Here is a 25,842-nt window from a genome sequence, read left to right on the forward strand (position 1 = left end):
GATGATGATGAGAACACCGCAGTTTCTGCTGAGCGCCCTGCTCGCTCTGTTTGCGCCGCTGGCCTTCGCTGCCGACAGCACGATCGCCATCAGCGGCTATGTGCGCGACAACGCCTGCGCGGTGGCCGGAGAGTCGAAGGATTTCACCGTCGATTTGCAGGACAACGCCGCGAAGCAGTTTTACGCCGTCGGGGCGACGACCCCGCCGGTGCCGTTCCGTATCGTGCTATCGCCCTGCGGCACTTCCGTCACCGCGGTGAAGGTCGGTTTCACCGGCGTGGCGGACAGCGTCAATACCAGCCTGTTAAAACTCGACGCCGGCGCCTCGGCGGCGGCGGGAATGGGGGTGGACATTCTCGACCAGCAGCAGTCCCGGCTGCCGGTCAATGCCCCATCGTCAGCCATCGCCTGGACCACGCTGACGCCGGGCCAGACCAACATCCTGAACTTTTACGCCCGTCTGATGGCCACGCAGGTGCCCGTCACCGCCGGGCATGTCAATGCGACAGCAACATTCACCCTGGAATTTCAGTAAGTGGAGGCTGAAATGAAATGGACCCACGTGGGCTGGCTGCTGGCCAGCCTGTTAACCGCGAGCCCTTCCCTGCGGGCGGCCGACGTCACCCTTACCGTCAACGGGAAGGTGGTGGCCAGACCCTGCACGGTCTCCACCGTCAATGCCACCGTCGAGCTGGGCGATCTCTACACCTTCAGCCTGATTGGCGCAGGCTCGGCATCGGCCTGGCACAGCGTGGCGCTGGATCTCAGCAACTGCCCCGTCGGTACCTCACGGGTGAAGGCCACCTTCAGCGGGACCGCGGACAGCACCGGCTATTACAAAAACCAGGGGACGGCGGGCAATATTCAGCTCGAATTGCAGAGCGAGGATGGCACCACGCTGAACAATGGCAGCAGCCAGTCGGTACAGGTGGATGAGGCCAGCCAGTCCGCCCGCTTCCCGTTGCAGGTCAGGGCCCTGTCGGTCAACGGCGGCGCCACGCAAGGCACCATTCAGGCGGTGATTAACGTGACCTATACCTACGCCTGAGCCAGGAGAGCATCATGATGAAAAAAATTATTCCTTTATTCACCACCCTGCTGCTGTTGGGCTGGTCGATGAACGCCTGGTCCTTCGCCTGCAAAACAGCCACCGGCGCGACGATCCCCATCGGCGGCGGCTCAGCCAACGTCTACGTTAACCTGACCCCGGCGGTCAACGTCGGGCAAAACCTGGTGGTCGACCTCTCCACGCAGATTTTTTGCCATAACGACTATCCGGAAACGATCACTGACTACGTGACCCTGCAGCGCGGATCCGCCTATGGCGGTGTGCTGTCGAGTTTCTCTGGCACCGTGAAATATAACGGCACCTCTTACCCCTTCCCGACCACCACGGAAACCGCGCGGGTGATTTACGATTCCCGGACCGATAAGCCCTGGCCGGCCGTCCTGTATCTGACGCCGGTCAGCACCGCCGGCGGGGTGGCGATCACCGCAGGATCGTTAATCGCGGTGCTGATCCTGCATCAGACTAACAACTACAATAGCGACTCCTTCCAGTTCATCTGGAATATCTACGCCAATAACGACGTGGTGGTCCCCACCGGCGGCTGCGATGTCTCCGCCCGCGATGTCACCGTCACCCTCCCCGACTACCCGGGCTCCATGGCCGTGCCGCTCACCGTGCACTGCGCGCAGAGCCAACAGCTGGGGTATTACCTCTCCGGCGCCACCGCGGACAGCGCTAACGCGATCTTCACTAACACCGCCTCCGCCTCGCCGGCGCAAGGGATAGGCGTCCAGCTTACCCGCAACGGCAGCGCCGTGCCGGCGAACAGCACTGTCTCACTGGGCACCGTCGGAACCTCGCCGGTCAATCTCGGCCTGACGGCGACCTACGCCCGGACCACAGGCCAGGTCACCGCCGGCAACGTGCAGTCGATCATCGGCATTACCTTTGTCTATCAATGATGACCGAGTACATCCTCTCTCCCTGCTCGCTGGCCGCCCGTGGGTTGAGCCAGCTGATGCACAACGCGGCGAAGCGGCCCGTCGTGCTGCCGGTGGAGGGCGTCTCTCTGCGGGAGCTGGCCGCGGTGAAGCGGATCGTGGTCTTTCTTCCTGACGATCCCCTGTGGATGCTCACCACACTGCGCCAGGCGGCCAGGCTGCTCGAACAGGCATCACGCCCGTTGCCGATGCTGATGCTTAGCCGCAGCCCGGCCATCTGGCTGTGGCGAACGCTGCTTTATCAGGTGAGCCATCCGGATCGTTTGCGCAACGTCCATGCCGCTCCTGCCGACCTCCCCTGCGCGCAACTGATCCATCGGCTGAAGAACGCGCCGCGGCTTGAACGCCTTGCCAGTGAAGCCGCCCTGATCCACCGAAAACGGGCCGCCGGATTAAGTCATGCCGAGCTCAAAGCGCTCCTCGCCCTGCTGCAAGGGCAGACGATAGGCGAGCAGTCGCAACGTCTCGGATTGAGCCAGAAAACGCTCTACGCTCAGCGGCTGGCGGGGGTGAAAAAGCTGGTGGAATATCACCCGCATCTGGCCCCTAGCTTTCCGCACAGGCAGCCGCCTCGTTCATCAGCAAACTCAGGGTCGGCGTTTGTCCGGGCATGAGGGGAAGCGATGAGTGACTAAAGGCGTGGATTCGCTGGCGAGAGAAAAGCGCACCGGTTTACACCGGTGCCGGTACGTCAGGCGCGAATATCATCGTATTCACGGGTGTTATCGAATTCATGTTTGGCAAACGGGCAGAGAGGAATAATCTTCCGCTGCTCCTGGCGCATTTTTTCCACCACCTTCGCCACCAGCTGTTTCCCCACCCCCTGGCCTTTCAGGCTGGGATCGACATCGGTATGTTCGATAATGCTGAGGTGTTCGCCGGTGGGAACAAAAACAATCTCTGCGACCTGATTGCCCTGCGCGTCGTTAACATAAAATTTGTTGTGCCCTTCCAGTATTTCCATCTTCTCCTCGCTTATTTATGACGATATTGCAGCGCGCCGCTCGGGCAGGTATCGATCACCTTCACCACCGTCGCGACATCTACTTCATCCGGGATGATCCACGGCTTACGCTTGAGATTGAACAGCTTCGCGCTGCCGCGCACGCAGTTCCCGGAATGCTGACAGATCGCCGTATTAAAGTAGACGTCGATTTTCTCCCCGGTGTAGGCCCGGTAGCCGGCTTCCAGTAATTCCTTATCCATGACATTGCCTCGGTCTTGTTTTATGACTTTCAGGCTAAGCATAGTCCTCCCCTTGACGGCTGACTATGCGCAAGTCGGTAATGGGCGTGAGGAGAGCGATTTGGCGCATCCTCCCGCTCTCCCGGCGCGCAAGGATCCCGCAGTCAACGAACGGTTGACTTTCATTCCCGCAACGAGGCGATTACACTCATGACACACTGGTAAGAGCACTCAGGGATGTTCCATTGAATCATATTGCCACCATAGCCCGCCCAGCGCGGCTACTGCTCGTCTTGCCGCTGACCGGCTGCTCACTCTCACCAGCGATCCCGGTACTGGGCGCCGCATTCCCCGGCTGGTTTTTCTGCTTGTTGGGCGGGGCGTTTTTACTGATCCCCTGCCATATCCTGATTACCCGTAAAGGCTGGCAGCCGCGCTTTTCTCCCCTGGTCTTCAGCTATGTCGCGCTGATGTTCCTGTTCGCCACACTGCTGTGGTTTCTGTTTTTTGTTCACTGATCGCTTATGACTACTTCCCGCACTCCCCTGTTACGCAAGAAATGGCCTCTGCTGGCGCTGGTCCTGGCCGCCATCCTGGCGCTGATCCTGGTTATCTGGCAGCTGCAAACGTCGCCAGAGACCAATGACGCCTATGTCTACGCCGATACCATCGATGTGGTGCCCGAGGTCAGCGGGCGCATCGTGGAGATGCCCATTCGCGATAACCAGCGGGTGAAAAAAGGCGATCTGCTGTTCCGCATCGACCCCCGCCCCTATCAGGCGATGCTCGATGACGCGAAAGCGCGGCTGACGACCCTCGACGCGCAGATTATGCTGACCCAGCGCACCATCAAAGCGCAGGAGTATAACGCCCAGTCGGTGGCGGCCGCCGTCGAGCGCGCCAGAGCGCTGGTCAAGCAGACCACCTCCACGCGCATCCGTCTTGAGCCGCTGGTGCCGCAGGGGTTTGCCTCGCAGGAAGATCTCGATCAGGCGCGCACCGCCGAGAAAGCGGCGCGGGCGGAGCTGGAGGCCACGCTACTGCAGGCCAGACAGGCCTCGGCGGCTGTGACCGGCGTGGATGCCATGGTGGCGCAACGCGCCGGGATCCTGGCGCAAATCGCTCTCGCCGAACTGCATCTGGAATTCACCGAAGTGCGCGCGCCGTTCAACGGCGTGGTGGTGGCGCTGAAAACCACCGTCGGCCAGTACGCTTCGGCGCTGAAGCCAGTCTTCACCCTGCTGGATGACGACCGCTGGTATGTGATCGCTAACTTCCGCGAAACCGACCTGAACAACGTGCGCCCCGGGGTGGCGGCGCGCATCACCGTGATGACCAACCACAACCGGACCTTTAACGGGGTGGTGGATTCGGTCGGCTCCGGCGTCCTGCCCGAAGGCGGGAGCGTCATCGAAGGCCTGCCGCTGATCCAGAAAAGCATTAACTGGGTCCACGTCTCGCAGCGCTTCCCGGTGAAAATCGCCGTCAGCGATCCCGATCCGGAACTGTTCCGCATGGGCGCCTCGGCCAGCGCCGTGCTGCAGCCGTAGCCGGGCGACGCGATGTTTCCTCTCGCCCATTTTTTACGCCAGGAACTGCGCGACGCACCGGGACGCGCCAGCTACACGCTGCGCCTGACGCTGAGCTGTGCGGTGCTCATCACCCTGTTCATGACCATGCAGATCCCCTTTCTGGCCGTCGCGCTGATCGTCGTGTTCTACGTCAGCCAGCCTAACGTGTTGATGATTAAGTTAGTCAGCGTGGTCTTTTTTGTCACCGTCAGCGTGGCGCTCGGCGGCGTGCTGCTGATCATCAAGTGGACCTATGACTACCCGCTGATCCGCCTGGCGGCCTCCGTGGCGCTCTTTTTCTGCGCCATCTATCTAATGCGGGTGCTGGGCAAGCTGGGACTGGCCTTTTTCGTGGTGGCGCTGGCGGTGATTTACGCCCAAACCTTCCCGTCGATGACCAGCCAGAGCGAAATTCTGGTGCGGCTGCTGCTCTGGCTGTGGGTGGCGATTAACACCGCGATCCTCGTCACCCTGCTGGTCAACGCCTGTTTTCAGCAGGCCTTTCCCGGCAACCAGTTTAAGGCGCGTCTGGCGGAGATGCTGCAGGCGGTCGCCAGCCGGCTGGCAGACCCGGACGCTGAAGCGCCACCGACCTTCGGCGAGACCGCCGCGCTGTTCAACCAGCTGCAGTCGCTGTTCGCCCAGGCCAGCCGGGCGACGCCGGAGATCGCCGCCGATCCCCAGGCCTGGCGCTCGCGGCTGGCCGCCACCCTGCGCTGCTACCAGCTGGCGGCGCTGCTGCAAGCGGACGAGGCCGATAGCGACGATCGCCTGCGGCTGTCGCAGGCGGTGCTGCAGCTGAAGAGTGCCCTCAGCGAGGGGCCGTTTGACGGCGCTATTCCTCCCCTGGCGCTCAGCGGCCGCGGCGTCAATCGCGCCGTTCTGCAGGAGATGGCAGCCCTTCTGCAGAGGCTGGCCCAGGGTGAGCCCGTTGCTCTGCCGCAGGGCGAGGTGGAGAAGCCGCCCCTGCTGGCGCCGGACGCCTGGCGCAACCCGGCGTATCTCCATTTTGCGCTCAAGACCCTGCTGGCGACGCTAATCTGCTATGTCTTCTATACCGCTGCCGACTGGCAGGGACTGCATACCATTATGCTGAGCTGCGTGATCGTCGCCCAGCCCGGGCTGGGTGCCACGATGCAAAAGACGTGGCTGCGCATCGGCGGCGCGCTGTTCGCCACTCTGCTGGCGCTGCTGTTAATCGTTTTTGTCCAGCCCTGGACCGACTCGCTGTCGGGGCTGCTGGCGATGTCCCTGCCAGTGCTGGCGCTGGCGGCCTGGATTGCCGCCGGCTCGGAGCGTATCGCCTACGCCGGGATCCAGATTGGCTTCACCTTTGCGCTGGCCTTCCTCAGCTGGTTTGGTCCGCTGACTAACCTCACCGAGCTGCGGGACCGGGTGTTGGGCATCCTGCTCGGGGTGCTGGTCTCCTCCATTGTCCATTTATATCTCTGGCCGGACAGCGAAGCGCCGCAGCTGAAATCGCGCCTCGCCGGACTCTATCGCCGGCTGGCGGACTGCCTCGCCGCCCCGCACGATGCGGTGCCGCTGGCCCCTCTGTTTGTCGCCTTCACCGACAGCGAAGCGCTTATCCATCGGGTTCGCGCCGAACCGCTGGGCACGTATGCCCACCCCTGGCCCCAGGCGAAAAACTGGCCGATGCGCGCCACCCTCGCCCGGGCCGAGAAGATCGCCCGCCTCAGCGAAGGGTACCGGCTCAACGCCGCGCCGGGAGACCCGACCCTGGCCCGCTGCGCCGAACAGCTGCGGCGCTACGCCGAACGTATCGAACAGGAGGCAACGGCCCCTGCCGAACCGCTGGCCACCGACCTGACTAACCCCTTTGGCCCGGCGCTGGCCGCCGCGCTGGCCATCCTGCCCGACTGGGGCCCGACACCGATAGCGACTGAGCAACAGGCTAAAACGTCATGATGATCCTTCCTTTCTCCGCGCGGCTGCGCGGCACTCTCCTTACCCTGACGCTGACGCTGCTCAGCGGCTGCGCGCTGATTCAGGACGAGCCTGCCCAGGTCGCCATCGTCAATCCGCAGCAGGCCCAGCTGGCGCAGGTGATCCACCTGGCGAACAGCAACTGGCCGGCAGCCCGCTGGTGGGAGGCCTACGATGACCCTCAGCTCAATATGCTGATCAACCGGGCGCTGCAGAATTCGCCGACCATGCAAGCCGCCCGGCTGCGCATCTCCCAGTCGCAGTCTACGGTGGAACTCGCCCAGTCGGCGATGGGCCTGCAGGCCACCGCCGTCGCGGCGCAAAACCGCCTGCGGATCACCGACAAATCCTTTAGCTGGCCCTACTCCTACTCCCTGCCGGTGGATAAGAACGGTCCGTGGTATACGCTGAACACCGTTGGCGTCGGGGCGCAGCTGAATATCGATCTCTGGGGAGCCGATCGCGCCCGGGTCGCCGCCGCCATTGGCGAGAAAAACGCCCGGCTGGCGGAGACCGCCGGCATTGAGCTCGACATCGCCAGCAGCGTGGCGCAGCTCTATTTCGCCATGCAGGCGACATTCCAGAAAATCGCGCTGCTGCAGGAGCTGGAGAGCATTGCCCAGTTCTCGGTGGCGGCCCACGAGCACCGGACCCAACGCGGTGTGGAGGATAGTGTGGACGTGGCCAACGCCCAGGCCGAACAGCTCGCCGCCCGCCAGCAGATCATTAGCGCCGAGGGGATGCTGACCCAGTATCGTGAAACCCTGCGGGCGCTGATCGGCGCCGATGCGCAAAGCATGCCGGCGATCCATCCGGTAGCGCTGCCTGCGCTCCAGGAGACGCTGCCGCCGTCGCTCTCTTTCGAGCTGCTGGCCCGCCGCCCGGACCTGCAGGCGCTGCGCGGATACGTGACCGCCTCCCTGAGCCAGGTCGACGCGGCGAAAGCGGCCTTCTATCCCCATTTTGATATCAAAGCGTTCTGGGGCTATAACGCCCTGAGCGTCGGGGATCTGTTTAAGTCCTCTTTCCAGCAGATCAACCTGCTGCCCGGGCTCTATCTGCCGATCTTCGACGGCGGTCGTCTGAACGCCAATCTGCAGTCGGTGCGCACCGCCAGCAATATTCTGATCAAACAGTACAACCAGGCGGTGCTGGACGCGGTTCGCGATGTCGCCATCAGCTCCAGCCAGCTTAACGACCTGAATCAGCAGCGCGCGCTGCAGCAGCTGAAGGTCACCGCGGCGCAGACCACCACCGACAGCGCTCGCGCCCATTATCAGCGCGGCCTTCTCAGCCGCTACGCCGCCGAAGAGGCCCGACGGGCGGTTCTTGCCCAGCAGCTGTTGCTGCTGGACATTGAGGCCCAGCGGCTGAGCACCGACATTACCCTGATCAAAGCCCTGGGCGGCGGCTACCGCGGCCAGTAACAAAAATGCCTTCCCCGGAGGGGAAGGCATTCAGACTGCGGCCAAAGGGCAATCTTCAGGGGTTGCCCGGCGGCGCTGCGCTTGCGCGGGCCTACAGCCAACCGCATAACGGTTTGATATTCCTGCCTTTCGTAGGCCGGGTAAGGCGAAGCCGCCACCCGGCAGAAAGGCGGGCACAATAACCAAACAGGTTTGTCATCAGCAAGAATGCCTTCCCGGATGGGGAAGGCATTTAACAGAAGACGCGGGATTGATGCGCGGCGATTACACCAGGGCGCGCAGCTCTTCGCGCATGTAGGTGGAAAAGAATTCCGGATGCTTAATCACCAGCCGTTCGCCGGCGGCGACCCGTTCAGCCCACTCCGCCACTTTGTCGGTAAACCCGGCGCTCCAGCCCTGCTGCTGACCGCGCTCAGCGACATCGGCCGGGCTGGCTGGCACGCCCAGTTCTTTCAAATATTTGAGAATTCCCTTCGCGGTACTTTCATCCATAGACTGTGGTACTGGCTCAGACGTATTCATACCACCAATGAAATCCAATGCTTTATCAATGACTGCTGGCATAGGTGTGTCCTTATATTAACCACATAGTAAACCTGACTACACTATGGACCGGAAAGCGACGTGATTTCAAAGAACACGCTCACGTTATGGGACATCGCGCATTCAGAAAAGGGGATTTTGCACAGCTGAGGCGGGGGTTGGACAAAAAATAAGCCGGTCCCGGGGGACCGGCCTGGGGATCGCGTCAGGCGTTGCTGACGGATTTTTGCGCGGCGCTGGACTGACTGTTCTCCAGCATCCGGCGGACCGGGACAATCAGCACGGCCAGTACGGCGGCGCAGATCAGCAGCGCGATAGAGCAGCGGGCAAAGAGGTCCGGCAGCAGCGACAGCTGATCGGCCTTCACATGACCGCCAATCAGCCCCGCCGCCAGGTTACCCAGCGCGCTGGCGCAGAACCACAGCCCCATCATCTGGCCGCGCATTCTCTCCGGCGCCAGCAGGGTCATGGTCGCCAGACCAATCGGGCTCAGGCACAGTTCGCCGAGTGTCAGCATCAGGATGCTGCCCACCAGCCACAGCGGCGACACACCGGCCCCGCCGTTGTTCAGGACGTTCTGCGCCGCCAGCATCATCAGGCCAAAGCCCGCCGCCGCGCACAGGATGCCAATGACGAATTTGGTCATACTGCCCGGACGGACGTTTTTGCGCGCCAGCGCTGGCCACGCCCAGCTGAAGACCGGCGCAAGCAGAATGATAAACAAGGCGTTAATCGACTGGAACCAGACCGCGGGGATCTCAAAATCGCCGATCATCCGGTTAGTGTAGTCGTTAGCAAACAGGTTGAAGGAGGTCGGTTTCTGTTCAAACGCGGACCAGAAAAAGGCCGCCGAGACCAGCAAAATAAAGCATACCAGCAGGCGCGCCCGCTCTTTACGGCTCAGGCCGGCGAAGACGAACAGCCAGATGAAATAGAGCGCCACGGAAGCGGCAATCACATAGACCAGCACGCTGGCCACCGCCACCGGGTTAATCACGATCGTGCCCAGGCTAATGAGCGTGACCAGCACCGCCACTCCCAGGGCCAGCGCCAGCAGCCACGCCCCAACGCCATTCTTTTTCGCCACCGGGCTGTTCCAGGTGGAATCGAGGCCAACCTCCGCGTCATAACGCTTCATCGACGGTACGGCAAAGAGACGGAAAATGATCAATGCCACCAGCATCCCGATCCCCCCGATGCCGAAGCCCCAGTGCCAGCCATGGGATTTAATCAGCCAGCCGGAGATTAACGGCGCGATAAACGAGCCGATGTTGATCCCCATGTAGAACAGCGAAAAACCACCGTCGCGGCGCGCGTCGCCTTTTTTATACAGGGTACCGACCATCACCGAGATACAGGTTTTAAACAACCCGGAACCGAGGACGATAAACATCAGGCCGATAAAGAACAGGTCGTTGCCCAGCCATGCCGACAGGGCGATCGACAGGTGCCCGAGGGCGATAAGAATCGAGCCGTACCAGACGGCGCGCTGCTGGCCTAGCCAGTTATCCGCCAGCCAGCCGCCCGGCAGCGCGGCCAGATACATACTGCCGGCAAAAATCCCGACGATCGCCGAGGCGTTCTCCCGCGCCAGCCCCATCCCGCCGTCGTAAACCGTCGCCGCCATAAACAGGATCAGTAAGGGACGGATCCCGTAAAACGAGAAACGCTCCCACATTTCAGTGAAGAACAGGGAGCCCAGCGGATAAGGATGGCCGAAAAAGGTACGGCTTTCGTTTTTATTAACAGAGGAATGCATAAATTCTCCAGAAAAGGTGCGCCGCAGCGCAAGTTAACCGTATAAAGCGGGCTGACGATTTATAATTTGTTTGTCTTAACATCAGATACGAGCATTTTTAACCATTTGATAACCATGCAGTGGTTTTGTCCAGCCCCTTACCGTTCCTTTTTAGATGAAAAGTCGACAAACATCTAGTTTTATAGATTTAATGTTCGCAAAAACGTAAACAGCGTTGACATTATGCCATTGTGCAGAATACATAATTTTATTTATTAAAAACAGTAAGTTGATTGATTAACAAAGGACAAAAACCGTCGGTGCGGGCAGGGCATATAACGACAGGAAAAGTAAGGGAAACGGGCCGGAGGAGGCAGAAATAGCGCTAAGGGAGAATATTGTTAAGCCATCCAGGTGCTACCCCCGGAGAGCTAACCGTGCGGCAGGATTTATAAGGCTTGCCGGCTGCTATAGCCGGCGCCATTTTGCGCGCTATTTCACACGCTGCCCCGCCCGATCAATGACCCGCTCACCGTCTTCCTTCACAAAGGCGCCTTTTTGCGGCCCCGGCAGGATCTCCAGCACCACCTCTGACGGGCGACAGAGTCGGGTGCCCCGCGGCGTCACCACGATCGGACGGTTAATCAAGATCGGATGCTGGAGCATAAAGTCGATTAACTGGTCGTCTGTAAACCGGTCTTCCGCCAGGCCCAGCGCGTCGTAGGGTTCGACGTTTTGCCGCAGCAGCGCCCGCACCGGGATCGCCATCGCGGCGATCAGCTGACGCAGCTCATCGCGCGACGGCGGCGTCTCCAGATAATAGATAATGGTGGGCTCAGCACCGCTGTTGCGGATCAGCGCCAGGGTATTACGCGAGGTGCCGCATTCAGGGTTATGGTATATGGTGATGCTCATAGCACGTTCTCATGGCTGATTGAAGGAGAGACGCAGCGCCAGCGCGGCCAGCGTCACAAGCAGCACCGGCAGGGTCATGGTGATGCCGCAGCGGAAATAATACCCCCAACCGATGGTGATGTGCTTCTGCGTCAGCACATGCAGCCAGAGCAGCGTGGCCAGGCTACCAATCGGCGTGATTTTGGGCCCCAGATCGCAGCCGATGACGTTGGCATATATCATGGCCTCTTTGATCGTCCCTGTTGCCGCGCTGCCATCAATCGACAGGGCGCCGACCAGTACGCTGGGCATATTATTCATGATCGAAGAGAGGAAGGCCGACAGGATACCGGTGCCCAGCGTCGCGGCCCACAGCCCGCGCTCCGCCAGCATGTTCAGCACCGTGGTCAGATAATCCGTTAATCCGGCGTTTCGCAGGCCATACACCACCAGATACATCCCCAGCGAGAAGATCACAATCTGCCATGGGGCGCCGCGCAGCACCTTGCCGGTGTTAATCACCCGCCCGCGCTTCGCGACAGCAAACAGGATCCCCGCTCCCGGCGCCGCGATGGCGCTGACCGGGATCCCCAGCGGGTCAAGAACGAAAAAACCGACCAGCAACAGCAGCAGCACGCCCCAGCCGGTACGGAACGTCGCCGGATCTTTTATCGCCGTGGCCGGCGCTTTCAGTAACGCCATATCCCAGGTGGGTGGGATATCCTTGCGAAAGAACAGGTGCAGCATCGCCAGGGTGGAGAGGATCGCCGCGAGATCGACCGGCACCATCACCGAAGCGTACTCCCTGAAGCCAATGGCAAAGAAATCTGCCGACACGATATTCACTAAATTCGACACCACCAGCGGCAGGCTGGCGGTATCGGCAATAAACCCGGCTGCCATGACAAAGGCCAGCATCGTTCCCTTACTGAACCCCAGCGCCCGCAGCATGGCAATCACGATGGGCGTGAGGATCAGCGCCGCGCCGTCGTTGGCAAACAGCGCCGCCACCGCCGCGCCGAGCAGGATAATCCAGGTAAACAGCAGAAGACCCCGCCCTCTTCCCCAGCGGGAAACGTGTAGCGCGGCCCATTCAAAAAAGCCGGACTCGTCGAGCAGCAGGCTGATAATGATCACGGCGATAAACGTGGTGGTGGCATTCCAGACGATATGCCACACCACCGGGATATCGGCTATCTGTACGCCACCGGTGACCAGCGCCAGTGCCGCGCCAAAGGCCGCGCTCCAGCCGATCCCTAACCCCCGCGGCTGCCAGATCACCAGCACCAGGGTCAGGACAAAAATCGCACCTGCCAGCAACATCGTTCCTCCACCAATCACATTCGAAAAATCATATATGATAAGATAAATTTTTTACCGACAACCTGGCCCGTCGGTCAGTCTGCTGATCATCAGCCGCACATCGTCCTGCTGACTTAGCCAGGCCTGCTCAATCACCTGCGCCGCCCAGGCCGGCATCTGCGGAGAGAGGCGATAATGGACCCACTTACCCTGTTTTCGATCCCGCAGCAGCCCACTCTCCCGCAGCATTGCCAGATGGCGGGAGATCTTGGGCTGGGACTGGGCGAGCGCCGTACAGAGATCGCACACGCACAGCTCTCCCCGCGCCTTGAGCAACAGCACGATCCCCAGCCGGGTTTCATCGGCGAGGTTTTTGAACAGCTGCAGGGGTAATAAAGACATGGTTTCTCCTCAAGCGTGACGGACAGCATACGGGACCACGATTAAAGATCAATATACATTCGAAAATACATATGTGTTTTTTTCACAGCTGCGATAAATCTCCCTGCAGTTGCAACACGCGCCTCCTGCTCAATAGCACGCAAAAATGCCGCGCTTTCTTTTATCCATCATTGAAATGTGTCAGGCTGAAGATCCCATCGGATTGACAGGGTTTTCAGGATGAGTACGATTTATGTGGTTGTTTTAACGTATATAAAACCGCTCGAAGAGATTGACAACGCGATCCCCGCCCACGTCGAATGGCTCAAAAAATGCTATGCTGACGGCCTCTTTCTCGCCTCCGGCCGCCGTATTCCTCGTACCGGCGGGGTGATTCTGGCGAAATGCGACAGCCGGGAAATTCTGGAATCGCGTCTGGGCCAGGATCCCTTCCAGCAGCTGGGCCTCGCCCATACGGAGATTATTCCCTTTGAGGCCAGCATGGCGTCGCCCGCGCTGCAGTCGCTGTTATAAGCCTGTTCCGGAGGAAAAATGCAGCCATCCTTTTACTGGATTAATGAACCTGCCGAGTGGCACCGCGATGCCGACGGCCTGACGGTGGTCACCGATAAGCATACCGACTTCTGGCGCCATACCTGGTATGGCTTCGAGCGCTTCTCCGGCCATCTTTATGCCGCTGAGGTGGAGGGCGATTTTACCCTGCAGGCAAAAATCTGTGCGGATTTCACCACGCTTTACGACCAGGCCGGGCTGATGATGATGGCGGACGAGCAGACCTGGCTGAAGGCGGGGATTGAGTTTAATGACGATGCCCCGGCCATCGGCAGCGTGCTGACGTTAACCCACTCCGACTGGGCCACCGGCCTTTTCCCCGGCGACCCGCGCACCTTCTGGCTGCGGCTGACCCGCAAGGGCGATGCGTTAAGGCTGCAGTATTCGACCGACGGCGAGCGCTGGCCGCTGCTGCGTCTTGGTTACTTTCCGCCAGGCCCGGTAAAAGCCGGCGTCATGTGCTGCTCACCGGAGCGCGGCGGACTGGCGGTTGCATTTCGGGATATTCAGCTTTCCCCGCCGCTGGACAAAGCGCTGCACGATCTGAGCTGAACGCTAGCGGGAAGACCCGACTTTCTCTGCATCCTGAGGGCCAGGATTGCAGGGTTCGCGGGTGCCGGGCAGGTAAAAATGGCCGTGCTTATCGGGATCGGTGCCGCCCGGGCACCCTGCCCTGCCCGAGGAGTTATCGCTACTGCCGCCGTCCGAACCGTTGCCGCCGTCGGCGCCCGATATTACCGACTGGCTGTGATGGCCATGCGCTGCGGTGGCTGAAAACGCCACCAGCGCGAACACACAGACCATTAAGCGTCTGCCCATTGCTGCCTCTCCCTTATTGAAATTCCCCGCCCATCGCGTTGACGATGGGATAAGCCGTTGCACCGCGATAAAAAACTGCTTTATCCGCAGGGAGTATAGGGTTAAGGCAGAGGGAAAGACAGGGCCGGTGTCTTCAGACATTTCGCACGCAAAATAGCCTTTATGCCGCGGTATGCGCTATCAGAAAATCAATCAGGGCTTTCACCCTTTTCGTTTTACCCGCGTTTTTCGGGTAATAGAGATAAACCGGCGGATAGGTTTTCCAGTAGTCCTCCATCACCGGTAGAAACTGTTCACGATCGGGCTGTAGCCGCCAGATAGGTTCAAACAAGCGGCCAATCCCCAGTCCATGGCGGATACCGTCTGCCATGACGTCAATATCATTGCTGATTAACTGCCCCGGCATCTCCACGGTGAGTTGCTCGCCGTGGTCATTGAGGATCAGCGGCAGGATACGGTGGTTGGTAATAAAGCGATAGCCAATCAGCCGGTGATGGCTGAGATCGGCGGGCGACTCAGGCACGCCATATTCGGCCAGATAGGCTGAGGAGGCATATAACCCTTCGCGAAACGGTTTCATTAACGGGCGGGCGACCACCCCGCCTTCGAGAATATCGCCAAAGCGGATCCCAAGGTCGAATCGTTCTTCAATGATATTGACGGTACCGTCATAGACCGATATTTCCAGCTGGATCCCCGGGTATTGCTGACAGAAAGCCGCCATCGCCGGTTTAAGAATAAGCAGGTAGGCAAAGCGCGAGAGCGTAATTCTCACCGCCCCGGAGGGTTCCCGATTCTGATCGCGGAGGCTCTCCAGCGATGTTTCCAGAACCTCGACCGCCGCAGCGGTTTGCTCCAGCAGCTGTTGGCCGGTTTCCGTCAGCTCGATTCGCCGGGTGGTACGCACAAAAAGCGGATGACCGATATGCTCCTCCAGCAGCTTGAGGGCATTGCTGACAGACGGCGGCGTGATTTCTAATTTCCTCGCCGCGGCCGAGATATTGCCTTCGCGCGCAATGCTCTGAAAGATGCGTATTTGATTATAAAGGGCGTTATTCATAGCATCTCCTTGCGACAGTCTCGCCTGATTATTAAGTACAGGCTAAATATTCTTAAGTCAATGACCGCCTAATCTTCACTCCCTGTGGCTCGTATACTTTTGTCTCTTCCCGCTGATAATGACTTTCCGGAGACAACGATGCGAATTTTATGTCTGGATATCCCCGCGCCCGGCGCAACGCTGGAGCACTATGCGCCGCACCTTACCGCGGAAGCCCTCCATGCCTGGGGGCTGTATAAATCTGGCTTTATCCGCGACATCTATTTCCGTCAGGACCGACCCGGCGTCGCTATTTTCCTCGAGTGCGACACCGTGGAAGAGGCGAATAACGTCATGGCCGAATTTCCGCTGGCGAAGGCGGGTTTATTAACCTTCGAGTGTATTCCACTCGGCTCGTTTATTAACTGGGAAAACCTCTTCTCTGCCGAATTTAAACCTCAGGAGTAACGATGAGAAAGCCTCATATCCTTATCGTTTCCGGGCATCCGGATCTTAACCATTCCATCGCCAACGCCACCATCCTCGATGAGCTGGCGACCGCCCTGCCTGATGCGGAAATCCGTCGTCTGGACTGGCTCTATCCGGACGGCAAATTCAACATCGCCGCAGAGCAGGAAAGCCTGCTGCAGGCGGATGTGATTGTCTGGCAGTTTCCCTTTAGCTGGTATGGGCTGCCCGGGTTAATGAAACAGTGGCTGGACGAGGTCTTTATCCACGGCTTCGCCCATGGCTCAACGGCGAAACTGGGTGGTAAAAAGCTGCTCCTCTCCTTCACTACGGGAGCGCCACAGGCGCTCTATACCGCTGACGGTTTCTTTGGCCATGCCATTGAGGAGTATCTCCTTCCCTTCGAGACCACGGCCAGGCTGTGCAATCTTGAGCTGCTGGCGCCGGTTTATACCTGCGGCATTAGCTACGCCGACCGGGATGCCGACAAAATCGCTCAGCAAAAAACGCGTGCCCGGGAACACGCGGCCAGACTGATCGCACGGCTTAAAACTCTGGTGGAATAACCCAAAGGGAGAAAATAAAGATGCAGTATACCCGGCTCGGGAAGAGTGACTTACTGGTCTCCCGCATCTGCATGGGATGTATGGGGTTTGGCGATCCGTCAACGGGCCAGCATCGCTGGACGCTGGACGAAACAGCCAGCAGGGAGATCATCCGCTACGCGCTGGAACAGGGCATCAATTTTTACGATACCGCCATCGCCTATCAGAACGGCTCCAGCGAACGGTACGTTGGCCGGGCGCTGCGGGAGATGGCAAAACGCGAGGATGTGGTGCTGGCCACCAAGTTTCTGCCACGAACCGCTGCCCAGATTGCCGGGGGGATCAGCGGAAAACAGGCGATCACCCGCTCGCTTGACCAGAGTCTGCGAAACCTCGGGATGGACTACATCGACCTCTACATTTACCACATTTGGGATTACAACACCCCGGTTATCGACGTGCTGGAGGCGCTGCATGCCGCTGTCGCCGCCGGCAAGGTGCGCGCGATTGGCATTTCCAATTGTTATGCCTGGCAGCTGGCGAAGGCGAACGCCCTTGCCGAACGCGAAGGGCTCACGTCCTTTGTTTCTGTGCAGAGCCACTACAACCTGATTATGCGTGAAGACGAACGAGAGCTGTTCGGGCTGTGCGCGGAAGATAATATCGCTATGACTCCCTATAGCGCGCTGGCCAGCGGCCGTCTCGCCCGCTTAGAAGGCCACACGCGGCGAGCGGTGGAAGATGATTATGCCCGGGGCAAATACGACCGCACGGCAGAGCAGGATCGGAGCATTATTGCCCGCGTCGCCGAACTTGCCGAACGGCATCAGGTCTCCATGACCGAAATTTCGCTGGCCTGGCTGCTGACTAAAGTCACCGCCCCGGTGGTCGGCGCCACGCAAAAGCATCATGTTGACGGCGCGGTCAACGCTGTAGCCCTTCAACTGAGCCCGGAAGAAATCCGCTATCTGGAAGAAGCCTATCAGCCGCACTTCCTCACAGGCGTGATGGCGCAAAACACGCCGCAAGCCAAAGACCATCCTCAGGTGTGGACGCGCTAACGATCCGCCCAGTGGGGCGGAAAGGAGCAAATATGAAAAACGTGATTGCCGCGGCAGCCTTGTCGCTTGTGCTGTCTGATTTTGCTTATGCCAACGAACAAAGAGATGAAGCTATGATGAAAATTACCCCTTCTACCCTTACGGACGCTGATATTCAAGCGGTGTCGCCGGCGCTGGCGCGCTTCGGCCGCGAGGCCATCAGCAACGACCTCTGGCAACGTGACGCCCTGTCCGCCCGCGACCGTAGCATCGTGACCATGGCGATGCTGATTGCCCGCAACCAGCCAGGAGAGCTGAAGCACTATATTGCCGTCGCGCTCGATAGCGGCGTGACGCCAGCGGAAGTGTCAGAGATCATTACTCACCTCGCCTTCTACGCTGGCTGGCCCAATGCGATGTCAGCCGTCAGCGTCGCTAAAGCCATCTTTGAAGCCAGGGGCGTGACGGCAGAGTCCCTCCCCGCCGCCTCGCCGACGCTGCTGCCCCTCAATGAACAGGTAGAGAAACAGCGTGCAGACACCGTCGAAAAAAATGTCGGCCCCATCTCGCCTGGCCTGGTTAAATTTACCGCCGACCCGCTGTTTCTCGACCTCTGGCAACGGCCCGCGCTAACGCCCCGCGACAGAAGCCTGGTGACGGTCAGCGCGTTAATCGCCGCCGGACAGAGCGCGCAGATTGGCTACCACCTGAACAGAGCCATGGATAATGGGCTTTCGGCTGAAGAGGCCGGAGAAGTGGTTGCCCAGGCGGCGTTCTACGCGGGATGGCCAAATGCGTTTACCGCTGCTCCTGTGGTCGGTGAGGTATTGCGATCGCGCGAGAGCAAAACTGAATAAAAAAGAATAAAGGACAGGGAAGCTGTCCTTTATTCGTCGTTAATTGTTAATTTAAAGGTACCACGAGGGTTTTCGATTAGGTCTCACGAAAAGAACATAAACGGTCTGTCGAAGTATGGAGACTTCGATCGTGAATCTGTTCAGATCGCTCATTGAGAAAATTTCCGTTCCGTATGCCGTCATGAGTCTCATCCTTTGAAAGCAGCGATCGCTGTGGCGAAACTGTAGCGCGGACATGTCTATTTGGTCAGGTCATGACTGACCTCCCCCCACCGCATATCGCAAGAATTTGCTTTCTCAGCCAGCGGTGACCGGGGTCGCGTTCCATCCTTGGGTGCCACATCTGCGATACCGTAATACGACGGCTTTTGAACGGCAGCTCGAAAACGTGTACCTGGTCCGTTACCTGCTGATTGAGTAAATAGAGTGCGGGTATCATGGCGATAAGATCCGATTCCAGCGCCACGGACAGTGCTGTCGGAAATCCCGGTACGACGCTCGCAATTTTACGTTTTGTCCCCAGTTCGGCCAGCGCATCGTCAACGGATCCGTGCAACGCGCCCTCGGGTGACGCTACCACATGGCCCCAGGCGACATAATCACCCACGCCTATTTCTGCCTGCTTAGCCAGCGGGTGCCCTTTACGCACGAGGCCAACAAACCGATCCTCAAACAGTCGTTGCAGCCGTATTTCTGGCCCCATATTACTCTGAACGCCAATCTCCAGATCAACCAGCCCTTCCCGAAGATAGCGCGATGTTTTTTCCGGCTTAGGCGCGAAGCGTATACAGACGTCCGGCGCGGCGTCGGCAACCGCTGCGATGAGCGCAGGCCCAAACGCCACCACAAAACCATCGTTTGCCCTGATGGTAAAAAGACGCGCCAGACTTCGCGCGCAGAACGTTTCCGTTGAGGGCTGCAATACTGCCCTGGCCTCGTGCACTGCACGCCTGGCGCGATCCCGGGTCGCTTCGGCCCACGGGGTCAGTACCATGTTACGCCCGGCGCGCACCAGAATCGGGTCTCCTGTGACATCGCGTAACCTGCTTAATGTCCGGCTCATGGCCGAAGTGCTGAGGTTCAGACGACGAGCCGCACCTGCGACACTCGCTTCACTCAGCAATACGTCGAGAGCTACCAGCAAATTAAAATCGGGATCAGACATTACCCTTTCTCCCAGCACATTAAGATAAGGCGTTTGATGCAACAATAAAGTGAAAATAGTGCGCCTTCCGCCTGGTAAAAGCCATCTTTATAGTTTTGTCATCCATACACTCTTCTCAGAGGACAAATGATGACGCTCTTTTCCAGCCAACCCGGCGACGAAGGACTGCCTGGCCCGGCGCGCGCACGGGTGATGGCCGCAATCATGACCACCACCTTAATGGGCGTGTTTGATGGCACCATGATCAACATTGCCCTGCCCTCAATGGCTCAGGAGATGCAGGTACCTGCCGGTATTGCCGTCTGGTTCGCCAACGGGTATCTGCTGGCGGCTGCGATGACGCTGGCGATATTCGCGGCGCTTGCGGCCCGTCTGGGTTATCGCCCCGTATTTCTGGCGGGCCTGACGACCTTTACCCTGACATCACTGGGTTGCGCGCTGGCGAATAAGCCCGAAGTGCTTATCGGTATGCGCGTGCTTCAGGGGATCGGCGGCGCGGCAACGCTGAGTATTGCTCCCGCAATACTCAGGTCCGTATTTCCCGGACGATTACTTGGCCGCATTCTGGGGTTCCATGCCCTGCTCATTGCCTCCAGCTCCGCTATCGGCCCGGTATTGGGTGGTACGATCCTTCACACCCTGAGCTGGCAATGGCTGTTTGCGATAAACGTTCTTCCCGGCACCCTCGCCTTACTGCTGGCGGCCAGAGCGCTGCCGCGGGATGCGATCCGTATGCAGGCGCCCTTCGACACCCTGGGCGCCATATTGTCGGCGCTGCTGTTGGGTTCGACGATCATGGCGGCGAACAGCCTACAGAACGCCACTTATCAATTCGGCAGCCTTTGCTGGATGGCTCTCGCTGCGCTGAGCGGCATGGCTTTTATCTGGCAAATCCGCCGCACGGGTCATCCCTTACTGCCGCCGACCATGTTTAAAAATGAACGTTTTACCCTCGCGGCCTTCACGTCGATGATTGCTTTTGTCAGCCAGGGGATCACCTTTATTGCGCTACCCTTCCTGTTTCAGAGCGAATACGGCTACAGTCCGGTAGTGTCTGCCCTGCTGTTTACGCCGTGGCCGTTAGGGATCGTGGTGATTGCGCCGCATGCAGGCCGTTGGGCGGACACGATATCAGCCCCGGCGATATCCACTCTGGGGCTGGTGATATTTGTCGTCGGTTTGATCCTGCTGGCGACGTTACCCGCCAGCCCTTCAATGTGGGATATCTGCCTGCGAAGTCTGGTGTGCGGAATAGGGTTTGGCTGCTTTCAGAGTCCCAATAACCGGGAAATGCTCTCAAACGTTATTCGTGAGCACGCGAGTTATGCGTCCGGTGTTTTATCCATTATGCGCACTTTCGGGCAGTGCCTGGGAGCCGCGGCTGTAGGCGTTCTGCTGGCAGCAGATGAAAGGGCAATTCATGTTGCGCTGTGGAGCGCCGCCGCGGCCTCTGCGGTATCGGTCGTCGTCAGTGCGAGCCGGTTGCGTAAAATCACTCATCCTGCGGAAACAGGATAAGTGCGAAAATATCACTAAACGCTACGACTCCAGCGCCAGCAGCGCAAAACGCCGATCCGGCAACCAAAGTGGAGTCCTCCGTCGGAGTTCAATAGACTAACAGAAAGCTATAACCGCTTATTTCTCAAGGGAAAATTGAGTTGGGTAGACTTCAGGAGACTTGAAATTGGAGCGGGCGAAGGGAATCGAACCCTCGTATAGAGCTTGGGAAGCTCTCGTTCTACCATTGAACTACGCCCGCGAAGAGGTGCGAGAAGCATTATAGCCCTTACGCACCCTGTGACAAGCCTGCCGGATGCTGACTGGCGATAAAATAACCTTTTAGCACTTAGGTTTACTTCCCTGCGGCGGCAGGTAACGCAGCGGATCGATGGCCGTCGCCCGGTAGCGGATCTGGAAATGCAGCCGCACTGAGTCGGCATCCGTACTGCCCATGGTGGCAATTTGCTGGCCGGCCTTCACGCTCTGGCCATTATTCACCATTAGTTTATCGTTGTGGGCATAGGCGGTGATGTAATCCTCGCTGTGCTTAATCATGATCAGATTGCCATAGCCGCGCAGCTGATTGCCGACGTAGACTACCTTGCCCGCCCCGGCGGCATACACCGGCTGACCGCGGGTTCCGGCGATATCAATGCCTTTATTGCCGCCATCGGCGGTGGAATAAGGCAGGACCACTTTGCCGCTGGTCGGCCAGCGCCAGCAGCGCTGTCCCACCGGCGGCCAGGAGGACTGAGGTACTGCGGACGAAGGCGTGACCGCCGCGGTGCGCGTAGAGGAAGATTTTTTCTTCGTTGTCTTCGATGAACTGCTGCCGTTAAGCTTCAGCTTCTGCCCCACCTCAATGGTGTAAGGCGGGGAGATGTTATTCAGGCGGGCCAGATCGCGAACGCTGGTGCCGGTGGTGCGGGAGATGCCATACAGGGTATCGCCGCGTTTAACGGTGTAGGTCGTACCGGAATCGGAGGTGCTGGAGCAGCCAGCCAGCGCCAGGCTTACCACCAGCATCAGTGTCATATAAACGCGTTTCATCATCAGGCATCCTGCACTTAACACAACCACTTACCTCGCAATCAGGGCGAATATCATACCAGTCCGCGGCGCAGGGCGTCATCCCTGATGGCAAAACCAATATCCCCTGGCCATCGGATATGGCCCGCGACGAACAGCGATTGCTGTTGGTGCCGCACGTCATGATGGTCTTCCCCAACATGCGGGTGGCCGCTCACAGAGCCGCCTCCAGGGCTTGTTTTGGTAATGCCTTTCTGCCATTTATGGGCTAACCTAGTGGCCTGAGTACATGACCCGGCGGGTTTGTGCCGGGTCTTTTTTTATTTTCAGGAGTCGTCATGGCCGGGGAACACGTCATTTTACTGGATGAGCAGGATCAGCCTGCCGGTATGCTGGAGAAGTATGCCGCCCATACGCTTGATACCCCTTTACATCTCGCGTTTTCCTGCTGGCTGTTTAACCAGCAGGGTCAGTTGCTGGTCACTCGTCGTTCGTTGGGCAAAAAAGCCTGGCCCGGGGTATGGACCAACTCGGTCTGCGGACACCCCCAGCAGGGCGAGACCTTCGAGCAGGCCGTCACGCGCCGCTGCCGCTTCGAACTCGGCGTGGAGATCGCCGATATCGCGCCGGTTCACCCGGCCTTCCGCTACCGGGCGGTCGCCCCAAACGGTATCGTTGAGAACGAAGTATGCCCGGTGTATGCCGCGCGCGTGGTGAGCGAAGTGCAGCCTAATGACGATGAAGTCATGGATTATCAGTGGGTTGACCTGGCAACGATGTTAAGCGCGCTGGCCGCCACGCCCTGGGCGTTTAGCCCGTGGATGGTGCTGGAAGCGGAAAATCGGGACGCCCGCCAGGCGCTGACCGACTTTGTTGCGCGTCTGCGCGGGTAAGCTGACTCGTCTCGCTGCCGTCACCACCCGGCGTAAAAAGCGGCGCCATAACGGTCATCGTTGCCTGGCGGCGCTACGCTTGCACAGGCCTACGGTTCTGCGCTGTTGCGTAGCCCGGATAAGGTGTTTACGCCGCCATCCGGGAGCCCCCGGCCTGCGCTGAGTCGGGTTACGCCAGCCTTCAGACCTCACGTCAGACATAAAAAAACCCGGCAAGCCGGGTTTTTTGCAATGCACAAGACGCGATTATTTCTGCGGACGCATTGCCGGGAAGAGGATCACGTCGCGGATGGTGTGGCTGTTAGTGAACAGCATCACCATGCGGTCGATACCAATACCCAGACCGGCGGTCGGCGGCAGGCCGTGCTCCAGCGCGGTCACGTAGTCTTCATCGTAGAACATTGCTTCGTCGTCGCCTGCGGCTTTCGCATCAACCTGATCCTGGAAGCGCTGCGCCTGGTCCTCGGCGTCGTTCAGCTCGCTAAAGCCGTTACCGATCTCACGGCCGCCAATGAAGAATTCAAAGCGGTCGGTGATTTCCGGGTTGACGTCGTTACGGCGCGCCAGCGGAGAAACTTCCGCCGGGTATTCGGTGATGAAGGTTGGCTGGATCAGGTGCGCTTCCGCCACTTCTTCGAAGATCTCGGTCACGATACGGCCCAGACCCCAGCTCTTCTCCACTTTGATGCCGATAGACTCAGCGATCGCTTTCGCGGAATCGAAGTTATCCAGATCCGCCATCTCGGTTTCCGGACGGTATTTCTTGATCGCTTCGCGCATGGTCAGTTTTTCAAACGGCTTGCCGAAGTCGAACACCTGGTCGCCGTAAGGCACTTCAGTGTTGCCGAGGATGTCCTGCGCCAGGGTGCGGAACAGGGATTCGGTCAGCTCAATCAGATCTTTGTAATCCGCATAAGCCATGTAGAGTTCCATCATGGTGAACTCTGGGTTATGACGAACGGAGATCCCTTCGTTACGGAAGTTACGGTTGATCTCGAAGACGCGTTCGAAGCCGCCCACCACCAGACGCTTGAGGTACAGTTCCGGCGCGATACGCAGGTACATGTCCAGATCCAGCGCGTTATGATGGGTGATAAACGGACGCGCGGAAGCGCCGCCCGGGATCACCTGCATCATCGGAGTTTCCACTTCCATAAAGCCGCGGCCAACCATGAACTGACGGATGCCCGCCAGGATCTGCGAACGCACTTTGAAGGTCTTGCGCGATTCATCGTTGGAGATCAGGTCGAGGTAACGCTGACGATAGCGCGCTTCCTGATCCTGCAGGCCATGGAACTTGTCCGGTAACGGGCGCAGGGCTTTGGTCAGCAGACGCAGCTCGGTGCAGTGGATAGACAACTCACCGGTTTTGGTCTTGAACAGCTTACCGCGGGCGGCAATGATGTCGCCGAGGTCCCATTTTTTGAACTGGTCGTTGTAAACGCCTTCCGCCAGATCGTCACGCGCCACGTACAGCTGGATGCGGCCGCCAACGTCCTGCAGGGTGACGAAGGACGCTTTACCCATGATGCGACGGGTCATCATACGGCCAGCCACGGCCACTTCAACGTTCAGCGCTTCCAGCTCTTCGTTTTCTTTGCCATCGAAGTCAGCGTGCAGTTGGTCAGAGGTATGGTCACGACGGAAATCGTTCGGGAAAGCGACGCCCTGCTCACGCAGCGCAGCCAGCTTCTCGCGACGGGTTTTCAGTTCATTATTAAGGTCAATTGCCGCGTCAGCGCCCTGTGCTTGTTGTTCAGACATGTTGGTTCCTCATAACCCTGCTTTCAAACTTGCTTCGATAAATTGGTCCAGGCTGCCGTCGAGCACCGCCTGAGTGTTGCGGGTTTCCACCCCGGTACGCAGATCTTTAATACGCGAGTCATCCAACACGTAAGAGCGGATCTGGCTGCCCCAGCCGATATCGGACTTGTTGTCTTCCATCGCCTGCTTCTCGGCATTTTTCTTCTGCATCTCCAGCTCATAAAGCTTCGCTTTCATCTGCTTCATGGCCTGGTCTTTGTTCTTGTGCTGCGAACGGTCGTTCTGGCACTGCGTCACCAACCCGGTCGGGATGTGGGTAATACGCACCGCGGATTCTGTACGGTTAACGTGCTGCCCACCGGCGCCGGAGGCGCGGTATACGTCGATGCGCAGATCGGCCGGGTTAATTTCGATATCGATATCGTCTTCCACTTCCGGGTAAACGAACGCGGAGCTGAAGGAGGTATGACGGCGGCCGCCGGAATCGAACGGGCTCTTACGCACCAGACGATGAACGCCGGTTTCGGTACGCAGCCAGCCGTAGGCGTAATCACCAATGATCTTGATGGTCACGGATTTAATCCCTGCGACTTCACCTTCGGACTCTTCGATGATTTCGGTCTTAAAGCCGCGCGCTTCCGCCCAGCGCAGGTACATGCGCATCAGCATGCTGGCCCAGTCCTGGGCTTCGGTGCCGCCGGAACCGGCCTGAATATCAAGGTAGCAATCGGCGCTGTCGTATTCGCCAGAGAACATGCGGCGGAACTCAAGCTGCGCCAGCTTCTCTTCCAGGGTATCCAGCTCGGCGACGGCTTCGTTGAAGGTCTCTTCGTCGTCCGCTTCCACGGCCAGATCCAGCAGGCCGGCAACGTCTTCCAGCCCCTGGGACATCTGATCCAGGGTATCTACGATGGCTTCCAGGGAAGAACGCTCTTTACCCAGCGCCTGAGCGCGTTCAGGTTCGTTCCAGACGTCCGGCTGTTCCAGCTCGGCGTTTACTTCTTCGAGACGCTCTTTCTTGGCATCGTAGTCAAAGATACCCCCTAAGAACGTCGGAGCGCTCCGTGAGGTCCTGAATGCGGTTTTTTACCGGATTTATTTCAAACATGGTCGGTTTCTTTTAATGGATTTGTCAAAATGCGGTGATAAGAG

The 25,842-nt window shown here is 59.0% G+C and carries 28 protein-coding genes, 1 tRNA gene and 1 pseudogene; 16 read left to right on the top strand and 14 right to left on the bottom strand.

Annotated elements, in window-relative coordinates:
• Positions 1-7: 7 nt before the first annotated feature.
• The 4 genes and pseudogenes from ABLU50_RS10750 to ABLU50_RS10765 all read left to right on the top strand — a co-directional run.
• Positions 8-535, top strand: coding sequence for a fimbrial protein (locus tag ABLU50_RS10750; RefSeq protein WP_004205358.1), 528 nt, complete (start codon positions 8-10; stop codon positions 533-535).
• Positions 536-562: 27 nt separating this feature from the next.
• Entirely contained in the window at positions 563-1,048 is a 486-nt protein-coding gene (locus tag ABLU50_RS10755) for a fimbrial protein (protein WP_175284551.1), read from the top strand.
• 17 nt (positions 1,049-1,065) lie between these two features.
• Positions 1,066-1,971 (top strand): fimbrial protein, encoded by a 906-nt coding sequence (locus ABLU50_RS10760; RefSeq protein ID WP_004205356.1) that lies wholly within the window; start codon positions 1,066-1,068, stop codon positions 1,969-1,971.
• Positions 1,968-2,621, top strand: a pseudogene (locus tag ABLU50_RS10765) (fimbrial protein); the annotation flags it as partial. The gene ABLU50_RS10760 and the pseudogene ABLU50_RS10765, both read left to right, overlap by 4 nt.
• Positions 2,622-2,701: 80 nt before the next feature.
• Here ABLU50_RS10765 and ABLU50_RS10770 read toward each other — a convergent pair.
• Positions 2,702-2,974: a GNAT family N-acetyltransferase gene (locus ABLU50_RS10770; protein ID WP_002916201.1), complete on the bottom strand. Its 273-nt coding sequence runs from the start codon at positions 2,972-2,974 to the stop codon at positions 2,702-2,704.
• 11 nt (positions 2,975-2,985) lie between these two features.
• Positions 2,986-3,216: a 4Fe-4S mono-cluster protein YjdI gene (gene yjdI, locus ABLU50_RS10775; RefSeq protein ID WP_004205354.1), complete on the bottom strand. Its 231-nt coding sequence runs from the start codon at positions 3,214-3,216 to the stop codon at positions 2,986-2,988.
• Positions 3,217-3,440: 224 nt separating this feature from the next.
• On the opposite strand from yjdI, the gene ABLU50_RS10780 reads away from it, so the two are divergent.
• Genes ABLU50_RS10780 through ABLU50_RS10795 form a run of 4 tightly spaced genes read left to right on the top strand, consistent with a single transcriptional unit; the run spans position 3,441 to position 8,140 of the window.
• Complete coding sequence (locus tag ABLU50_RS10780) at positions 3,441-3,713, top strand: YtcA family lipoprotein (protein ID WP_004205353.1); 273 nt, start codon at positions 3,441-3,443, stop codon at positions 3,711-3,713.
• 6 nt (positions 3,714-3,719) lie between these two features.
• The gene (gene mdtN, locus ABLU50_RS10785; RefSeq protein ID WP_023319101.1) at positions 3,720-4,745 is read left to right on the top strand and encodes a multidrug transporter subunit MdtN; all 1,026 of its coding nucleotides are present in this window, start codon (positions 3,720-3,722) and stop codon (positions 4,743-4,745) included.
• Positions 4,746-4,757: 12 nt separating this feature from the next.
• Positions 4,758-6,695 (top strand): multidrug efflux transporter permease subunit MdtO, encoded by a 1,938-nt coding sequence (gene mdtO / locus ABLU50_RS10790; RefSeq protein ID WP_087833205.1) that lies wholly within the window; start codon positions 4,758-4,760, stop codon positions 6,693-6,695.
• Complete coding sequence (locus tag ABLU50_RS10795) at positions 6,692-8,140, top strand: MdtP family multidrug efflux transporter outer membrane subunit (protein ID WP_057213007.1); 1,449 nt, start codon at positions 6,692-6,694, stop codon at positions 8,138-8,140. Before mdtO ends, ABLU50_RS10795 begins: the two co-directional genes overlap by 4 nt.
• 264 nt (positions 8,141-8,404) lie before the next feature.
• Here the strand turns inward: ABLU50_RS10795 and ABLU50_RS10800 are convergent, their stop codons facing one another.
• The 5 genes from ABLU50_RS10800 to ABLU50_RS10820 form a co-directional block, all read right to left on the bottom strand.
• Entirely contained in the window at positions 8,405-8,704 is a 300-nt protein-coding gene (locus tag ABLU50_RS10800; protein ID WP_004205347.1) for a DUF1889 family protein, read from the bottom strand.
• A gap of 184 nt (positions 8,705-8,888) precedes the next feature.
• Positions 8,889-10,442, bottom strand: a complete 1,554-nt coding sequence (locus ABLU50_RS10805) for a peptide MFS transporter (RefSeq protein WP_004205346.1) — start codon at positions 10,440-10,442, stop codon at positions 8,889-8,891.
• A gap of 471 nt (positions 10,443-10,913) precedes the next feature.
• Positions 10,914-11,336, bottom strand: a complete 423-nt coding sequence (arsC, locus tag ABLU50_RS10810) for a glutaredoxin-dependent arsenate reductase (protein ID WP_057213006.1) — start codon at positions 11,334-11,336, stop codon at positions 10,914-10,916.
• 9 nt (positions 11,337-11,345) lie between these two features.
• Positions 11,346-12,638 carry an arsenic transporter gene (locus ABLU50_RS10815; RefSeq protein WP_087833204.1) on the bottom strand — a complete coding sequence of 431 codons (1,293 nt, stop codon included), beginning with the start codon at positions 12,636-12,638 and terminating at the stop codon, positions 11,346-11,348.
• A gap of 51 nt (positions 12,639-12,689) precedes the next feature.
• Complete coding sequence (locus tag ABLU50_RS10820) at positions 12,690-13,019, bottom strand: metalloregulator ArsR/SmtB family transcription factor (protein WP_004205342.1); 330 nt, start codon at positions 13,017-13,019, stop codon at positions 12,690-12,692.
• A 219-nt stretch (positions 13,020-13,238) separates the two neighbouring features.
• Here ABLU50_RS10820 and ABLU50_RS10825 point away from each other — a divergent pair, with 219 nt between their 5' ends.
• Together ABLU50_RS10825 and ABLU50_RS10830 are read left to right on the top strand one after the other, a co-directional pair.
• Complete coding sequence (locus ABLU50_RS10825) at positions 13,239-13,532, top strand: YciI family protein (protein ID WP_004205341.1); 294 nt, start codon at positions 13,239-13,241, stop codon at positions 13,530-13,532.
• Between the two features lie 18 nt (positions 13,533-13,550).
• Complete coding sequence (locus ABLU50_RS10830; RefSeq protein WP_057213002.1) at positions 13,551-14,123, top strand: DUF1349 domain-containing protein; 573 nt, start codon at positions 13,551-13,553, stop codon at positions 14,121-14,123.
• A gap of 3 nt (positions 14,124-14,126) precedes the next feature.
• Here ABLU50_RS10830 and ABLU50_RS10835 read toward each other — a convergent pair whose 3' ends face one another.
• The gene (locus ABLU50_RS10835) at positions 14,127-14,390 is read right to left on the bottom strand and encodes a hypothetical protein (protein ID WP_087833202.1); all 264 of its coding nucleotides are present in this window, start codon (positions 14,388-14,390) and stop codon (positions 14,127-14,129) included.
• A gap of 160 nt (positions 14,391-14,550) precedes the next feature.
• Positions 14,551-15,450: a LysR family transcriptional regulator gene (locus tag ABLU50_RS10840; RefSeq protein ID WP_004205338.1), complete on the bottom strand. Its 900-nt coding sequence runs from the start codon at positions 15,448-15,450 to the stop codon at positions 14,551-14,553.
• Positions 15,451-15,588: 138 nt separating this feature from the next.
• On the opposite strand from ABLU50_RS10840, the gene ABLU50_RS10845 reads away from it, so the two are divergent.
• The 4 genes from ABLU50_RS10845 to ABLU50_RS10860 are packed head-to-tail and all read left to right on the top strand — an operon-like array spanning position 15,589 to position 18,339.
• Positions 15,589-15,897, top strand: coding sequence for a hypothetical protein (locus ABLU50_RS10845; protein ID WP_004205336.1), 309 nt, complete (start codon positions 15,589-15,591; stop codon positions 15,895-15,897).
• Between the two features lie 2 nt (positions 15,898-15,899).
• Entirely contained in the window at positions 15,900-16,463 is a 564-nt protein-coding gene (locus ABLU50_RS10850; protein WP_023319106.1) for an NAD(P)H-dependent oxidoreductase, read from the top strand.
• 20 nt (positions 16,464-16,483) lie between these two features.
• Entirely contained in the window at positions 16,484-17,503 is a 1,020-nt protein-coding gene (locus ABLU50_RS10855; protein WP_004205333.1) for an aldo/keto reductase, read from the top strand.
• Between the two features lie 32 nt (positions 17,504-17,535).
• Positions 17,536-18,339 (top strand): carboxymuconolactone decarboxylase family protein, encoded by an 804-nt coding sequence (locus tag ABLU50_RS10860; protein WP_004205332.1) that lies wholly within the window; start codon positions 17,536-17,538, stop codon positions 18,337-18,339.
• A gap of 247 nt (positions 18,340-18,586) precedes the next feature.
• Here ABLU50_RS10860 and ABLU50_RS10865 read toward each other — a convergent pair whose 3' ends face one another.
• A complete protein-coding gene (locus ABLU50_RS10865; RefSeq protein ID WP_087833201.1) occupies positions 18,587-19,504 on the bottom strand; it encodes a LysR family transcriptional regulator in 918 nt (305 codons plus the stop codon).
• A 129-nt stretch (positions 19,505-19,633) separates the two neighbouring features.
• On the opposite strand from ABLU50_RS10865, the gene ABLU50_RS10870 reads away from it, so the two are divergent.
• Positions 19,634-21,022, top strand: coding sequence for an MFS transporter (locus ABLU50_RS10870; protein WP_087833200.1), 1,389 nt, complete (start codon positions 19,634-19,636; stop codon positions 21,020-21,022).
• A 167-nt stretch (positions 21,023-21,189) separates the two neighbouring features.
• Here ABLU50_RS10870 and ABLU50_RS10875 read toward each other — a convergent pair.
• Together ABLU50_RS10875 and actS are read right to left on the bottom strand one after the other, a co-directional pair.
• Positions 21,190-21,263: transfer RNA gene (locus ABLU50_RS10875), tRNA-Gly, on the bottom strand.
• Positions 21,264-21,343: 80 nt separating this feature from the next.
• A complete protein-coding gene (actS, locus tag ABLU50_RS10880; RefSeq protein ID WP_087833199.1) occupies positions 21,344-22,057 on the bottom strand; it encodes an amidase activator ActS in 714 nt (237 codons plus the stop codon).
• 314 nt (positions 22,058-22,371) lie between these two features.
• On the opposite strand from actS, the gene idi reads away from it, so the two are divergent.
• On the top strand, positions 22,372-22,926 hold the full coding sequence (idi, locus tag ABLU50_RS10885; protein WP_004205328.1) for an isopentenyl-diphosphate Delta-isomerase: 555 nt from the start codon (positions 22,372-22,374) through the stop codon (positions 22,924-22,926).
• A 246-nt stretch (positions 22,927-23,172) separates the two neighbouring features.
• On the opposite strand, the gene lysS is transcribed toward idi, so the two are convergent.
• Positions 23,173-24,690, bottom strand: a complete 1,518-nt coding sequence (lysS, locus tag ABLU50_RS10890) for a lysine--tRNA ligase (RefSeq protein WP_002916299.1) — start codon at positions 24,688-24,690, stop codon at positions 23,173-23,175.
• Between the two features lie 9 nt (positions 24,691-24,699).
• Positions 24,700-25,798 (bottom strand): peptide chain release factor 2 gene (gene prfB / locus ABLU50_RS10895; protein ID WP_095858446.1). Its coding sequence is split into 2 segments (ribosomal slippage): positions 24,700-25,722 and positions 25,724-25,798, totalling 1,098 coding nucleotides; the frame shifts between segments, so codons are not numbered across the junction.
• Positions 25,799-25,842: the final 44 nt, after the last annotated feature.

The organism is Klebsiella sp. GG_Kp173, assembly GCF_040062415.1.
Lineage (GTDB): Bacteria > Pseudomonadota > Gammaproteobacteria > Enterobacterales > Enterobacteriaceae > Klebsiella > Klebsiella quasipneumoniae.

Excerpts from the sequence above, each read along its gene's own strand:
- ABLU50_RS10760 (WP_004205356.1), top strand. The coding sequence starts at position 1,066 with ATGAAAAAAATTATTCCTTTATTCACCACCCTGCTGCTGTTGGGCTGG.
- ABLU50_RS10835 (WP_087833202.1), bottom strand. The coding sequence starts at position 14,390 with ATGGGCAGACGCTTAATGGTCTGTGTGTTCGCGCTGGTGGCGTTTTCA.
- ABLU50_RS10795 (WP_057213007.1), top strand. The coding sequence starts at position 6,692 with ATGATGATCCTTCCTTTCTCCGCGCGGCTGCGCGGCACTCTCCTTACC.
- arsC (WP_057213006.1), bottom strand. The coding sequence starts at position 11,336 with ATGAGCATCACCATATACCATAACCCTGAATGCGGCACCTCGCGTAAT.
- ABLU50_RS10865 (WP_087833201.1), bottom strand. The coding sequence starts at position 19,504 with ATGTCTGATCCCGATTTTAATTTGCTGGTAGCTCTCGACGTATTGCTG.
- lysS (WP_002916299.1), bottom strand. The coding sequence starts at position 24,690 with ATGTCTGAACAACAAGCACAGGGCGCTGACGCGGCAATTGACCTTAAT.
- ABLU50_RS10850 (WP_023319106.1), top strand. The coding sequence starts at position 15,900 with ATGAGAAAGCCTCATATCCTTATCGTTTCCGGGCATCCGGATCTTAAC.
- ABLU50_RS10805 (WP_004205346.1), bottom strand. The coding sequence starts at position 10,442 with ATGCATTCCTCTGTTAATAAAAACGAAAGCCGTACCTTTTTCGGCCAT.
- ABLU50_RS10770 (WP_002916201.1), bottom strand. The coding sequence starts at position 2,974 with ATGGAAATACTGGAAGGGCACAACAAATTTTATGTTAACGACGCGCAG.
- ABLU50_RS10830 (WP_057213002.1), top strand. The coding sequence starts at position 13,551 with ATGCAGCCATCCTTTTACTGGATTAATGAACCTGCCGAGTGGCACCGC.
- ABLU50_RS10825 (WP_004205341.1), top strand. The coding sequence starts at position 13,239 with ATGAGTACGATTTATGTGGTTGTTTTAACGTATATAAAACCGCTCGAA.
- idi (WP_004205328.1), top strand. The coding sequence starts at position 22,372 with ATGGCCGGGGAACACGTCATTTTACTGGATGAGCAGGATCAGCCTGCC.
- ABLU50_RS10800 (WP_004205347.1), bottom strand. The coding sequence starts at position 8,704 with ATGCCAGCAGTCATTGATAAAGCATTGGATTTCATTGGTGGTATGAAT.
- ABLU50_RS10845 (WP_004205336.1), top strand. The coding sequence starts at position 15,589 with ATGCGAATTTTATGTCTGGATATCCCCGCGCCCGGCGCAACGCTGGAG.
- mdtO (WP_087833205.1), top strand. The coding sequence starts at position 4,758 with ATGTTTCCTCTCGCCCATTTTTTACGCCAGGAACTGCGCGACGCACCG.
- ABLU50_RS10820 (WP_004205342.1), bottom strand. The coding sequence starts at position 13,019 with ATGTCTTTATTACCCCTGCAGCTGTTCAAAAACCTCGCCGATGAAACC.
- yjdI (WP_004205354.1), bottom strand. The coding sequence starts at position 3,216 with ATGGATAAGGAATTACTGGAAGCCGGCTACCGGGCCTACACCGGGGAG.
- ABLU50_RS10855 (WP_004205333.1), top strand. The coding sequence starts at position 16,484 with ATGCAGTATACCCGGCTCGGGAAGAGTGACTTACTGGTCTCCCGCATC.
- actS (WP_087833199.1), bottom strand. The coding sequence starts at position 22,057 with ATGATGAAACGCGTTTATATGACACTGATGCTGGTGGTAAGCCTGGCG.
- ABLU50_RS10750 (WP_004205358.1), top strand. The coding sequence starts at position 8 with ATGAGAACACCGCAGTTTCTGCTGAGCGCCCTGCTCGCTCTGTTTGCG.
- mdtN (WP_023319101.1), top strand. The coding sequence starts at position 3,720 with ATGACTACTTCCCGCACTCCCCTGTTACGCAAGAAATGGCCTCTGCTG.
- ABLU50_RS10870 (WP_087833200.1), top strand. The coding sequence starts at position 19,634 with ATGACGCTCTTTTCCAGCCAACCCGGCGACGAAGGACTGCCTGGCCCG.
- ABLU50_RS10860 (WP_004205332.1), top strand. The coding sequence starts at position 17,536 with ATGAAAAACGTGATTGCCGCGGCAGCCTTGTCGCTTGTGCTGTCTGAT.
- ABLU50_RS10840 (WP_004205338.1), bottom strand. The coding sequence starts at position 15,450 with ATGAATAACGCCCTTTATAATCAAATACGCATCTTTCAGAGCATTGCG.
- ABLU50_RS10815 (WP_087833204.1), bottom strand. The coding sequence starts at position 12,638 with ATGTTGCTGGCAGGTGCGATTTTTGTCCTGACCCTGGTGCTGGTGATC.